The following is a 13215-nucleotide window of genomic DNA, read 5'->3' on the forward strand; positions in this document are numbered from 1 at the left end:
ACTCCAATAAAGCGAAAACGGCGGCCAGCTTAATCGCCCGGCAGCCTTACGCAAGCGCTAACAACAGTTAACTGGTCATCCAATCGCTGCAAAGTGTATCGTCCAGCTACTATTACTTTGAATTAGGCCTGTTTGGTGCCGATGCGTGGCACTTTGGCGCAAATCCAGTGGTCATAGCCTGCGAACTTCATTCGGCACCTTCTCTAAGGGATTTAGTCATGCTCCGTTCCTTGCGCTTCGCCGCGCTGTTTAGCGGCCTTATCCTGAGTGCGTCCGCACTGGCGGTCGACATCGACGCCGCCAGTTATGGCTATCCCTTGACCAACCCGTTCGAAGCGACCATCGCCACGACGCCGCCGGATTTGCGTCCGGAACTGCCGCTGGACGACGACATCGATCAATCGGATCGCAGCGTCACGTTGCGGCCGGAGCGTCAATTCGAGTTGCCCGACAACTTCTGGCCGGTGAAGAAACTCACCTATCGCATCGCCACCCAGGATAAAGCCGCCCCCCTGATTTTCCTGATCGCCGGCACCGGCGCGCGCTACGACAGCAGCCTTAACGAATACCTGAAAAAGCTTTACTACAAGGCCGGCTACCACGTGGTGCAACTGTCATCGCCCACCAGCTTTGACTTCATGAGCGCCGCGTCACGCTTTGCCACGCCCGGCATCACCAAGGACGATGCCGAAGACATGTACCGTGTGATGCAGGCCGTGCGGGCGCAAAACCCGAAGCTGCCGATCACCGATTACTACCTGACGGGCTACAGCCTGGGTGGACTGGATGCGGCATTCGTCGCGCATCTGGATGAAACCCGCCGCAGTTTCAACTTCAAGAAAGTGCTGCTGCTCAATCCGCCAGTCAATCTCTACACCTCGATCACCAACCTCGACAGACTGGTCCAGACCGAGGTCAAGGGCATCACCAACACCACCACCTTCTATGAGCTGGTGCTGAACAAGTTGACCCGTTACTTCCAGCAGAAGGGATACATCGACCTCAACGATGCACTGCTCTACGATTTCCAGCAGTCCAAGCAGCACCTGAGCAACGAACAGATGGCCATGTTGATCGGCACTTCGTTCCGCTTCTCGGCGGCCGACATCGCCTTCACCTCGGACCTGATCAACCGCCGCGGCCTCATCACCCCACCGAAAACCCCGATCACCGAAGGCACCAGCCTCACGCCGTATCTCAAGCGCGCGCTGCAGTGCGACTTCGATTGCTACATCACCGAGCAAGTGATCCCGATGTGGCGTGCCCGCACCGATGGCGGCAGCCTGCTGCAACTGATTAACCAGGTGAGCCTGTATGCGCTCGAGGATTACCTGCGCAACAGCCCGAAAATCGCCGTCATGCACAACGCCGACGACGTGATCCTCGGCCCGGGGGACCTCGGATTCCTGCGCAAGACCTTTGGCGATCGCCTGACCGTTTACCCGCTGGGCGGCCACTGCGGCAACCTTAACTACCGCGTCAACAGCGACGCCATGCTGGAGTTCTTCCGTGGCTAAATACCTCCTGCTAATCGCCGCGTTACTCTGTGCAACCGCTGCCAATGCCGACAACAGCAAAGCCAACGCCCCCGTGGTCGTCGACAGTGACGGCTTCAAGGAGCCACTGAGCAAACTCAAGTTCAACCCAGGGCTGGATCAGCGCGAGTTCGAACGCTCGACCCTCAGCGCGCTGAACGTCTACGACCCGCTGGAAGAGTGGAACCGGCGCGTTTACCACTTCAACTACCGGTTCGATCAATGGGTGTTCCTTCCGGTGGTCGATGGCTATCGCTACATCACGCCAAGCTTCTTGCGCACCGGTGTGAGCAACTTCTTCAACAACATCGGCGATGTGCCGAATCTGCTCAACAGCCTGCTGCAGTTCAAGGGCCAGCGTTCGATGGAAATCACCGGACGGTTGCTGCTCAACACCACCATCGGCATCGCCGGCCTGTGGGACCCGGCCACCGCCATGGGCCTGCCACGGCAGAACGAAGACTTCGGCCAGACGCTGGGCTTCTACGGTGTTCCAGCCGGCGCCTACTTTGTGTTGCCGATCCTCGGCCCATCGAACCTGCGCGACACGGGCGGGCTGGTGGTCGATTTCAGCGCCGAGAACGCGATCAACTTCCTCAACGTTGCCGAGGTCAGCTCCAACCATCCGGAAGTCTGGATCTTGCGCGGCGTCGACAAGCGCTATCAGACCAGCTTCCGCTATGGCCAGCTGAACTCGCCGTTCGAGTACGAGAAGGTGCGTTACGTGTACACCGAATCGCGCAAGTTGCAGATTGCCGAGTAATTACTGCGAGCACAAAACACTGTGGGAGCGAGCCTGCTCGCGAATGGGCTTATCAGTCACCATCATGGTTGTCTGATACACCGCATTCGCGAGCAGGCTCGCTCCCACAGTTGTTATGTGTCGCTGAAGGAAGCAAGCCTCAGCCTTTAAGCGCTTTCCAGATCTTGCTGACAGCCATCACCCCCACCAACACCACTGCCCCCGCCACAATCCCTGCCAGCCCATTAAGCAACGTCGGCACAATAAACCCGGCACCGCCCGCCCCCGCGCTGACACTCTCGATCCAGTGATGCACCACCGGTATGCCGTGGGTGAGGATGCCGCCACCGACCAGGAACATCGCCGCGGTGCCAATCACCGACAGGCTTTTCATCATGTACGGTGCCGCGCGCAAAATCCCCGCGCCGATGCTTTTGGCGATCTGCCCGGGCTTTTGCGTCAGCCACAGCCCCAGGTCATCGAGCTTGACGATACCCGCCACCAACCCATAAACGCCGACGGTCATGACGATGGCGATCCCCGAGAGCACGACCACTTGCTGGGTCAGCGCCGAATCGGCCACGACACCCAGGGTGATGGCGATGATTTCCGCCGAGAGAATGAAGTCGGTGCGGATCGCGCCCTTGATCTTGTCCTTTTCGAACGCCACCAGATCCACAGCAGGGTCGGCCACCGCCTCCACCAGTTCGGCATGCTCGGCCTGATCTTCGGCCTTGCTGTGCAGAAACTTGTGGGCGAGCTTCTCGAACCCTTCGAAGCACAGGTAAGCGCCGCCGAGCATCAACAACGGCGTGACCAGCCACGGAATGAACGCGCTGATGGCCAAGGCCGACGGCACGAGGATCAGCTTGTTGACGAACGAACCCTTGGCGACCGCCCAGACCACCGGGATTTCCCGCTCGGCACGCACGCCACTGACCTGCTGGGCATTGAGCGCAAGATCGTCGCCCAAAACGCCGGCGGTCTTCTTGGCGGCCATTTTGGTCATCAACGCCACATCGTCGAGTACGGCGGCGATGTCGTCGATCAGCACCAGCAAACTGCTTCCTGCCATGAATCGGGTTTCCTTCTGTAATGAATGCCGTGCAGCATAGCGCGGCCCGGCGCCGCACGGAGCTTTCTTGAGCGCCGCCAAAGGCCGGTGCTACCATGCGCAACCGCCAGAACAGGCAAGGAACCACCTGGTTTATGAGCACTATCCGCGAGCGCAACAAACAACTGATCCTGCGTGCCGCCAGTGAAGAGTTTGCCGACAAGGGCTTCGCTGCGACCAAAACCAGCGACATCGCAGCCAAGGCGGGATTGCCCAAGCCCAACGTCTACTACTACTTCAAATCCAAGGAAAACCTCTACCGCGAGGTCCTGGAAAGCATCATCGAGCCGATCCTCCAGGCTTCGACGCCGTTCAATCCTGACGGAGTGCCCAGCGAAGTCCTGAGCGGCTACATCCGTTCGAAGATCCGCATCTCCCGCGACCTGCCGTTTGCTTCCAAGGTATTCGCCAGCGAAATCATGCACGGCGCGCCGCATTTGAGCACCGACCTGGTCGAACAGCTCAACGGCCAGGCCAAGCACAACATCGATTGCATCCAGACCTGGATCGACCGCGGCCAGATCGCCCCCATCGATCCCAATCACCTGATGTTCAGCATCTGGGCCGCGACCCAGACCTATGCCGACTTCGACTGGCAAATCACGGCCATCACGGGCAAGGCCAAGCTGGATGAGGAAGATTATGAAGCGGCGGCGCAGACGATCATCCGGTTGGTGCTCAAGGGGTGTGAGCCGGACAAATAATCCGCCCCCCCATTCGCGAACAAGCCCGCGAATGAAGACAACTCGGTACATCTGTCAAACCCAGATCGCATCCCACAATGGATAGTCGAGCTTTTCCACCAACCCCGCCCGCAATGGATTAGCCACTACATACCGAGCCAGTTTCACCAGATCTTCTTCTTTTCTCAAAGCATGGTCGTGGAAACCCTGCTGCCAAAGACTGCCTGTTCTGCCAGTTGCCGCATTGATTGCTCGGGTGCTCAGAGATTTGGTCTGACACATCAATTGCCCCAGCGAGCCTTTGTTCAGCTGAATCAACCAATGAAAATGATCGGGCATGACTACCCAGGCCAAAGAGTCGGCAAAGCCTTCATCCTGTGCTTGCTTAAAGTGGCGAACAACCAATCTGCCAAGGGTGTAGTCCCAGAACACAGGTTCCCTTTTCAGGGTGTTTGCAGTCAGCAGGTAGATGCGATTTTGCTCGGCATAGCGACCGATGCGCAGGCGGTGTGAAGCAGACAACTCAGGCATTCCTTTGCCCTCTCTCATGTTGAAATCATGGAAAGGCTAGGTCAGCGCCTACAGAATGGTGGAACAGACTTTTAGCTGGATGTGTCTGAGAGATTGCCTTCGCGAGCAAGCCCGCTCCCACATTTGATCGGATTTCTTCAGGTAGATCTCGGTCGAATGTGGGAGCGGGCTTGCTCGCGAAAGCGGTCTATCAATCACTACAGATCAAGCAGCAACCCCAGCATCCGCCCTCAACCCCAACGCCTCGATCGCGTTGATCGCACACTGCTCGTCAACATCCGACAGATCCCCGCTGATCCCCACCGCCCCCAGCACAATCCCGGCCTGATCGCGAATCAGCACGCCGCCCGGTGCTGGCACGACACTGCCCTGTCCCAGGCTATTCAGAGCGGCGATGAATGCCGGGCGTTGCTGGGCATCCAGGGCCAGCAGGCGTGAACCCTTGCCCAGGGCGATGGCGCCCCAGGCCTTGCCGATGGCGACCTGCGGGCGCAGCAGGCTGGCGCCGTCTTCGCGTTGCAGGGTAATCAGATGCCCACCGGCATCCAGTACCGCGATGGTCAGGGGCGCCGCGGAAATGGCGCGCCCCGCATTGATGGCCTCGTTGACCAGGTTGACTGCGACTTTCAAGGTTAAAGCGCTCATGGTGCCGTCCTCATTTTGTTTTTCGGAAAGCCGGTGGATTGCGGTTTTGATCTCACGCTTGTGCCGCAGCCCGATGCAACAAATAGAACACAATGAATTATTTTTTTGTATACAATAATTCTCGAAAAGCGCCACATGCGACGAAAAGCCACAGTGAATAGGGCTTCCGACGAATGAAACGGTTGCTTGAGAAAATGGATTGACCTGCGCCGTCCACCGTGAATACACTCAGCGCAAAGCCACTTGTATACAATTACAAAACGTAAAGAGGCACAAAACCATGAGCAAAATGAGAGCAATCGAAGCCGCCGTTCTGGTGATGCGCCGTGAAGGGGTTGATACCGCTTTTGGCATCCCGGGTGCCGCCATCAACCCGCTGTACTCCGCCCTGCAAAAGGTCGGCGGCATCGATCATGTCCTCGCTCGCCACGTTGAAGGCGCGTCGCACATGGCCGAGGGCTACACCCGCACCAAGGCCGGCAACATCGGCGTGTGCATCGGCACCTCCGGCCCTGCCGGCACCGACATGGTCACCGGGCTCTACAGCGCCTCGGCCGACTCGATCCCGATCCTTTGCATCACCGGCCAGGCACCCCGCGCCCGTATGCACAAGGAAGACTTCCAGGCTGTCGACATCACCAGCATCGTCAAGCCAGTGACCAAGTGGGCGACCACCGTTCTGGAACCGGGCCAGGTGCCTTACGCGTTTCAGAAGGCCTTCTATGAAATGCGCTCCGGCCGTCCAGGCCCGGTGCTGATTGACCTGCCGTTCGACGTGCAGATGGCGGAAATCGAATTCGACATCGACGCCTACCAACCGCTGCCATTGGCCAAACCGAACGCGACCCGCGTTCAGGTGGAAAAGGCCTTGGCGATGCTGGATCAGGCCGAGCGTCCGTTGCTGGTGGCCGGTGGTGGCATCATCAATGCCGACGCCAGTGACCTGCTGGTGGAGTTTGCCGAGCTGACCGGCATTCCGGTCATTCCGACCCTGATGGGCTGGGGCACCATCCCGGACGATCATCCGCTGATGGTCGGCATGGTTGGCTTGCAGACTTCGCACCGCTACGGCAACGCCACCCTGCTCAAGTCCGATGTGGTCCTGGGTGTCGGCAACCGTTGGGCCAACCGCCACACCGGCTCGGTCGACGTCTATACCGAAGGTCGCAAGTTCATTCACGTTGATATCGAACCGACCCAGATCGGCCGCGTATTCACCCCGGACCTGGGCATCGTGTCCGACGCCGCTGCCGCGCTGACCGTGTTCATCGAAGTCGCTCGCGAATGGCAAGCGGCTGGCAAGCTGAAAAACCGCAGCGCCTGGTTGCAGGACTGCCAGCAGCGCAAGGCCAGCCTGCAGCGCAAGACTCACTTCGACAACGTGCCGGTCAAGCCGCAGCGCGTTTACGAAGAGATGAACCAGGTGTTCGGCAAGGACACCTGCTACGTCAGCACCATCGGCCTGTCGCAGATTGCCGGCGCGCAGTTCCTGCACGTCTACAAGCCGCGTCACTGGATCAACTGCGGCCAGGCGGGCCCGTTGGGCTGGACCATTCCGGCGGCACTGGGCGTGGTCAAGGCCGACCCGACCCGCAAGGTTGTCGCACTGTCGGGCGACTATGACTTCCAGTTCATGATCGAAGAATTGGCGGTAGGCGCGCAGTTCAAACTGCCGTACATCCATGTGGTGGTGAACAACTCGTACCTGGGTCTGATCCGCCAGGCGCAGCGCGGTTTCGAGATGGACTACTGCGTGCAGCTGTCCTTCGACAACCTGAACGCGCCGGAACTCAACGGTTATGGCGTCGATCACGTCGCGGTTGCCGAAGGCTTGGGCTGCAAGGCACTGCGTGTGTTCGAACCGTCTGAAATCGCCCCTGCCCTGCGCAAGGCCGAACAGATGATCGAGGAGTTCAAGGTTCCGGTGATCGTCGAGATTATCCTGGAGCGCGTGACCAACATCTCCATGGGCACCGAGATCAACGCCGTCAACGAATTCGAAGACCTGGCGCTGGTCGGCAACGACGCGCCTACTGCGATTTCGTTGCTCGATTAACTGCTGATAGTCCCTCCTGTGGGAGCGAGCCTGCTCGCGAAGGCGTCTTCAAATCCAACATTAATGTTGGCCGACGCTCCGCTATCGCGAGCAAGCTCGCTCCCACAAGGGCCCTCACATATTTACGGGAGACCACCATGCCGCGTTTCGCAGCCAACCTGTCCATGCTGTTCACCGAACAGGATTTCCTCGCCCGTTTCGAAGCGGCCGCCAAGGCCGGCTTCAGCGGTGTCGAATACCTGTTCCCGTACGACTTCAGCTCCGCTGAAATCAAGGCCAAGCTCGATGCCAACGGTCTGACCCAAGTACTGTTCAACCTGCCGGCCGGTGACTGGGCCAAGGGTGAACGCGGTATCGCCTGCCTGCCGGACCGTGTGGAAGAGTTCCGCGCCGGGGTCGACCTGGCCATCGCTTACGCGCAAGTGCTGGGCAACACCCAGGTCAACTGCCTGGCCGGTATCCGCCCACAAGGCGTTGACGATGCCACCGTGGAAAAAACCTTCGTCGCCAACCTCAATTACGCGGCCGACAAGCTGCAAGCGGCGGGCATCAAACTGGTGATGGAAGCGATCAACACCCGCGACATCCCGGGCTTCTACTTGAACAACACGGCGCAAGCCCTGTCGATTCGCGAACAGGTCGGCAGCGCCAATCTGTTCCTGCAATACGACATCTATCACATGCAAATCATGGAGGGCGACCTGGCCCGCACCATGCAATCGCACCTGGGCGAGATCAACCATATCCAGTTGGCCGACAACCCGGGGCGCAACGAACCGGGCACCGGTGAAATCAACTACCGCTTCCTGTTCGAACACCTGGACCGCATCGGTTATCAGGGTTGGGTTGGCTGTGAATACAAGCCACTGACCACCACCGAAGCGGGACTGGGCTGGCTCAAAACCCATAACGCAATCTGAACGAACAATACAAAACCCTGTGGGAGCGGGCTTGCCCGCGATGGCGGCAGCACACAAACAAATAGGTTGCCTGACCCACCGCCATCGCTGGCAAGCCAGCTCCCACAATGAATCTGCTGCGTCTCAAAGACTGCATTGCAGCATCGAAATAAAACGAGGATTTTCTCATGGCTAAAATCGGATTTATCGGCACCGGCATCATGGGCCACCCAATGGCGGCGAACCTGCAGAAAGCCGGTCACAGCCTGTTCCTGTCCGCGCACCACGACGCGGCCCCTGCCGACCTGGTTGCCGCTGGCGCCGTCGCCCTGGCCAACCCGAAGGAAGTGGCCCAGGAAGCCGAATTCATCATCGTCATGGTCCCGGATACCCCGCAGGTCGATGACGTACTCTTCCGTGCCGACGGTGTCGCTGCCGGCATCGGCAAAGGCAAAGTGGTGATCGACATGAGCTCGATCTCGCCAACCGCCACCAAAGCCTTCGCGGCCAAGATCAATGAAAAAGGCGCTCAGTACCTCGACGCGCCAGTGTCCGGCGGTGAAGTCGGTGCCAAGGCCGCGACCCTGAGCATCATGGTCGGCGGCGATGCCGATGCCTTCGAACGCGCCCTGCCGCTGTTCCAGGCCATGGGCAAGAACATCACCCTGGTCGGTGGCAACGGTGACGGTCAGACCGCGAAAGTGGCGAACCAGATCATCGTCGCGCTGAACATCCAGGCCGTGGCCGAAGCCCTGCTGTTCGCCTCGAAAAACGGTGCCGATCCAGCCAAGGTGCGTGAAGCGCTGATGGGTGGCTTCGCTTCGTCGAAGATCCTCGAAGTGCACGGCGAGCGCATGATCAAAGGTACTTTCGATCCAGGCTTCCGCATCAGCCTGCACCAGAAGGACCTGAACCTGGCCCTGCAAGGCGCCAAGGAACTGAACATCAACCTGCCGAACACCGCCAACGCCCAGCAAGTGTTCAGCACCTGCGCGGCCATCGGTGGCAGCAACTGGGATCACTCGGCGCTGATCAAAGGCCTTGAGCACATGGCGAACTTCTCGATCCGCGACAAGAAGTAAGCCCTGCCCCAAACTGCATCAAACCTGTGGGAGCGAGCCTGCTCGCGAAAGCGGTTTCACATTCAACAACTCTGTTGACTGACACCCCGTCTTCGCGAGCAGGCTCGCTCCCACAGGGTCCGCGACAACCCCAATAACAAGAATTCCGGGAGCCCGCCATGTCGGTCGATCCGCAACAATTCCTGCGCGAGCTGTTCGCCACAGCCATCGACGCGGCCCATCCGCAACAAGTCCTCGAAGCCCATCTGCCTGCCGATCGCAGCGGACGGGTGATCGTCATCGGCGCCGGCAAAGCCGCGGCCGCCATGGCCCAGGTGGTCGAGCGTTGCTGGCAGGGTGAAGTATCCGGTCTGGTGGTGACGCGCTACGGTCACGGCGCCCCGTGCGAAAAAATCGAAGTGGTCGAAGCCGCGCACCCCGTGCCTGACGCCGCCGGCCAGGCTGTGGCCAAGCGCGTATTCGAGCTGGTCAGCAACCTGACGGAAAGCGACCGAGTGATCTTCTTGCTGTCCGGTGGCGGTTCAGCGCTGCTCGCCCTCCCGGCAGCCGGCATCACCCTGGCCGACAAACAGTCGATCAACAAGGCCCTGCTCAAATCCGGCGCCTCCATCGGCGAGATGAACTGCGTGCGCAAGCACCTCTCGGCGATCAAGGGCGGGCGCCTCGGCAAGGCCTGCTGGCCGGCAACCGTGTACACCTATGCGATTTCCGATGTGCCGGGCGACCTCGCCACGGTCATCGCTTCCGGTCCCACCGTGGCCGATCCGAGCACGTCGACCGAAGCGCTGGCGATCCTCAAGCGCTACAACATCGACGTGCCAGCCTCCGTGCGCACCTGGTTGCAAAGCCCGGAATCGGAAACCGTCAAACCCGGCGACCCGAGCCTGGCCCGTAGTCATTTCCAGTTGATCGCCCGCCCGCAACAGTCACTGGAAGCGGCGGCGGTGAAATGCCGTCAGGCCGGTTTCAGTCCGTTGATCCTCGGCGACCTGGAAGGCGAATCCCGCGAAGTGGCCAAGGTTCACGCCGGCATCGCCCGACAAGTCGTGCTGCACGGCCAGCCGCTGGCGGCGCCCTGCGTGATTCTCTCCGGCGGCGAAACCACCGTCACCGTGCGCGGCAATGGCCGTGGCGGACGCAACGCCGAGTTCCTGCTGAGCCTGACCGACAACCTCAAGGGCCTGCCGGGCGTCTATGCGCTGGCCGGCGACACCGATGGCATCGACGGTTCCGAGGACAATGCCGGCGCCATCATGACCCCGGACAGCTACGCCCGCGCCGCTGCCCTCGGCCTGAGCGCCAGCGACGAGTTGGACAACAACAATGGCTACGGCTATTTCGAGGCGCTGGACGCATTGATCGTCACTGAGCCGACCCGCACCAACGTCAACGACTTCCGCGCCATTCTGATCCTTGAGAGCCCAAAACCATGACGCCTGACAAAAAGGTCAAAATACTCGCCACCCTGGGCCCTGCCATCAACGGGATCGACGACATCCGCGAACTGGTGCAGGCCGGGGTCAACATCTTTCGCCTGAACTTCAGCCACGGCGATCACGCCGACCACGCCCAGCGTTATCAGTGGATCCGTGAAGTGGAGCGCCAGCTGAATTATCCGTTGGGCATTCTGATGGACCTGCAAGGTCCGAAACTGCGGGTCGGCAAGTTCGCCGAGGGCAAGGTGCAACTGGTCCGCGGTCAGGCCCTGCGCCTGGATCTCGATGCCACGCCGGGCGATGAGCGCCGGGTCAACCTGCCGCACCCGGAAATCATCGCCGCGCTGGAGCCGGGCATGGACCTGTTGCTCGATGATGGCAAGCTGCGCCTGCGGGTGGTCACCAAGTACGCTGACGCCATCGACACCACCGTACTCAACGGCGGTGAGCTGTCGGATCGCAAAGGCGTGAACGTGCCACAAGCGGTGCTCGACCTGAGCCCGCTGACCGCCAAGGATCGCCGCGACTTGAGTTTCGGTCTGGAACTGGGTGTGGACTGGGTGGCACTGTCGTTCGTGCAGCGTCCGGATGACATCCGCGAGGCCCGCGCACTGATCGGCGACAAAGCGTTTTTGATGGCCAAGATCGAGAAGCCATCGGCCGTGACCCAACTGCGGGAAATCGCCGAGTTGAGCGACGCGATCATGGTCGCTCGCGGTGACCTCGGTGTAGAAGTGCCCGCCGAAAGCGTGCCGCAGATCCAGAAGAACATCATCAGCACCTGCCGCCAGCTCGGTAAACCGGTGGTGGTGGCGACGCAGATGCTCGAATCGATGCGCTTCTCCCCGGCACCCACCCGCGCCGAAGTGACCGATGTCGCCAACGCGGTGGCCGAGGGTGCCGACGCGGTGATGCTGTCGGCGGAAACCGCCTCCGGCGAGTACCCGCTCGAAGCCGTGCAGATGATGAGCAAGATCATTCGTCAGGTGGAGAACGGTCCGGACTATCAAGCCCAGCTCGACGTCAGCCGACCGAAAGCCGAAGCCACGGTTTCCGATGCAATCAGCTGCGCGATCCGCCGCATCAGCAACGTGCTGCCGGTGGCGGTGCTGGTCAATTACAGCGAGTCGGGGACGTCGAGTTTGCGTGCGGCGCGGGAGCGGCCGACGGTGCCGATCCTCAACCTGACACCGAACTTGCAGACCGCTCGTCGCTTGACTGTGGCCTGGGGCGTGCACTCGGTGGTCAATGATCGGCTGCGTCAGGTGGATGAAGTGTGTTCGACAGCGCTGGAAATCGCCCAGGCCCAGGGCATGGCGCAGCGCGGCGACACGTTATTGATCACGGCGGGTGTGCCGTTTGGGCAGCCGGGGTCGACTAACTCATTGCGTATCGAGACGTTGATCTAGAGCGCCCATACCGGCCTCTTCGCGAGCAGGCTCGCTCCCACATTAGATTGTGTCGATCACAAATCTAATATTGAACAAAGATTCAATGTGGGAGCGAGCCTGCTCGCGAAGGCGGCGACACGGTTTAACTGACTTTTTAGAACTGCCATGCCTGCCAACCACTTCAACACCCACTGCCCCGACTGGGCCGAGGCTTTGCTCAACGGCTTCAGTCAAATCTTCCTCCAGCGCAATCCGCTGTGCGGACTGCTATGCCTCTCGGCAATCCTGTTCACCGCGCCCGCCTTGCTCGGCGGCGCATTGCTCGGAGGCGTCGCCGGATTGCTCACCGCGCAACGGCGCAACTACGCAAAGGCTGATCGCCAGGCTGGCTTGTTCAGCTACAACGGCGTGTTGCTCGGTCTGTTGCTGAGCCTGTATTTCCCCTGGTCGGCGATGATGCCTCCGCTGATTCTGGCGGCCGGTGGCTTGAGTGCGATGATCACTCAGCAATGGCTCAAGCGCGCCCGCGTCAACCAATGCCTGCCCGCCTACACCGCGCCGTTCGTGGGCCTGAGCTGGTTGCTGCTGTGTTTCGCCGCGCCGTCGGTGCCGACACCCCTGATCGAGCTGAACACACCGAACCTCTTTGCCGCATCGCTCAGAGGGATTGGCCAGGTGATGTTTCTCGACCATCCGCTGGCCGGGGCAATGATTGCCGCCGGTTTGCTGATCGCCGACCGCCGTGCGTTCGGTTGGGCGCTGATGGCCTCGATCCTCGGCCTCTGCTCCAGTCTGTTGCACCATGAGGCCGGCACCGCCCTGCTCGGCCTGGGCGGCTACAACGCCGTACTGGCTGCTCTCGCCTTCAGTGCGCAACGCCAGCAACCCTGGTTGCCACTGCTCGGCATCGTCCTGGCGCTGTTGCTGACGCCCTTGTTTGCCGCCGCCGGCCTGGCCACGCTCACCGCCCCCTTCATCCTCGCTTGCTGGCTGATCCGCGCCGGCATTCAGATGCTCGGCAAAACCGCTGTCGACGCCGCGCCTTGCGCTCACGGGGAGAATCAACCTAGGCTGCGCTGATCATTGAGTCAGGCGTTATCC

General features: G+C 60.6%; 12 protein-coding genes. 9 read left to right on the forward strand and 3 right to left on the reverse strand.

Annotation, left to right across the window (positions count from 1 at the left end; all coding sequences use genetic code 11):
- The first annotated feature begins 218 nt into the window (after window positions 1-218).
- Window positions 219-1517, forward strand: coding sequence for a serine/threonine protein kinase (locus tag HNQ83_RS13310; protein WP_175389381.1), 1299 nt, complete (start codon window positions 219-221; stop codon window positions 1515-1517).
- Window positions 1510-2298 carry an MlaA family lipoprotein gene (locus HNQ83_RS13315; RefSeq protein WP_175389382.1) on the forward strand — a complete coding sequence of 263 codons (789 nt, stop codon included), beginning with the start codon at window positions 1510-1512 and terminating at the stop codon, window positions 2296-2298. The genes HNQ83_RS13310 and HNQ83_RS13315 overlap by 8 nt, the downstream gene beginning before the upstream one ends.
- Window positions 2299-2437: 139 nt before the next feature.
- On the opposite strand, the gene HNQ83_RS13320 is transcribed toward HNQ83_RS13315, so the two are convergent.
- A complete protein-coding gene (locus HNQ83_RS13320) occupies window positions 2438-3352 on the reverse strand; it encodes a DUF808 domain-containing protein (protein WP_175389383.1) in 915 nt (304 codons plus the stop codon).
- A gap of 134 nt (window positions 3353-3486) precedes the next feature.
- On the opposite strand from HNQ83_RS13320, the gene HNQ83_RS13325 reads away from it, so the two are divergent.
- Window positions 3487-4095 (forward strand): TetR/AcrR family transcriptional regulator, encoded by a 609-nt coding sequence (locus tag HNQ83_RS13325; protein WP_175389384.1) that lies wholly within the window; start codon window positions 3487-3489, stop codon window positions 4093-4095.
- Between the two features lie 54 nt (window positions 4096-4149).
- Here HNQ83_RS13325 and HNQ83_RS13330 read toward each other — a convergent pair whose 3' ends face one another.
- A complete protein-coding gene (locus HNQ83_RS13330) occupies window positions 4150-4605 on the reverse strand; it encodes a transposase (protein WP_175389385.1) in 456 nt (151 codons plus the stop codon).
- A 204-nt stretch (window positions 4606-4809) separates the two neighbouring features.
- Complete coding sequence (locus tag HNQ83_RS13335; RefSeq protein ID WP_175389386.1) at window positions 4810-5250, reverse strand: heme-binding protein; 441 nt, start codon at window positions 5248-5250, stop codon at window positions 4810-4812.
- Window positions 5251-5530: 280 nt separating this feature from the next.
- On the opposite strand from HNQ83_RS13335, the gene gcl reads away from it, so the two are divergent.
- The 6 genes from gcl to HNQ83_RS13365 all read left to right on the forward strand — a co-directional run bounded on the left by gcl (window position 5531) and on the right by HNQ83_RS13365 (window position 13194).
- Window positions 5531-7306: a glyoxylate carboligase gene (gene gcl, locus HNQ83_RS13340; protein WP_175389387.1), complete on the forward strand. Its 1776-nt coding sequence runs from the start codon at window positions 5531-5533 to the stop codon at window positions 7304-7306.
- A 137-nt stretch (window positions 7307-7443) separates the two neighbouring features.
- The gene (gene hyi / locus HNQ83_RS13345; protein ID WP_175389388.1) at window positions 7444-8226 is read left to right on the forward strand and encodes a hydroxypyruvate isomerase; all 783 of its coding nucleotides are present in this window, start codon (window positions 7444-7446) and stop codon (window positions 8224-8226) included.
- A gap of 167 nt (window positions 8227-8393) precedes the next feature.
- Window positions 8394-9287, forward strand: coding sequence for a 2-hydroxy-3-oxopropionate reductase (locus HNQ83_RS13350; protein ID WP_085648499.1), 894 nt, complete (start codon window positions 8394-8396; stop codon window positions 9285-9287).
- 158 nt (window positions 9288-9445) lie between these two features.
- Window positions 9446-10720: a glycerate kinase gene (locus HNQ83_RS13355; RefSeq protein WP_175389389.1), complete on the forward strand. Its 1275-nt coding sequence runs from the start codon at window positions 9446-9448 to the stop codon at window positions 10718-10720.
- Complete coding sequence (gene pyk / locus HNQ83_RS13360) at window positions 10717-12132, forward strand: pyruvate kinase (protein WP_175389390.1); 1416 nt, start codon at window positions 10717-10719, stop codon at window positions 12130-12132. Before HNQ83_RS13355 ends, pyk begins: the two co-directional genes overlap by 4 nt.
- Window positions 12133-12279: 147 nt before the next feature.
- Complete coding sequence (locus tag HNQ83_RS13365) at window positions 12280-13194, forward strand: urea transporter (RefSeq protein ID WP_175389391.1); 915 nt, start codon at window positions 12280-12282, stop codon at window positions 13192-13194.
- The last annotated feature ends 21 nt before the right edge of the window (window positions 13195-13215 follow it).

The sequence above is a fragment of the Pseudomonas sp. C2B4 genome, from assembly GCF_013359695.1.
Classification (GTDB): domain Bacteria; phylum Pseudomonadota; class Gammaproteobacteria; order Pseudomonadales; family Pseudomonadaceae; genus Aquipseudomonas.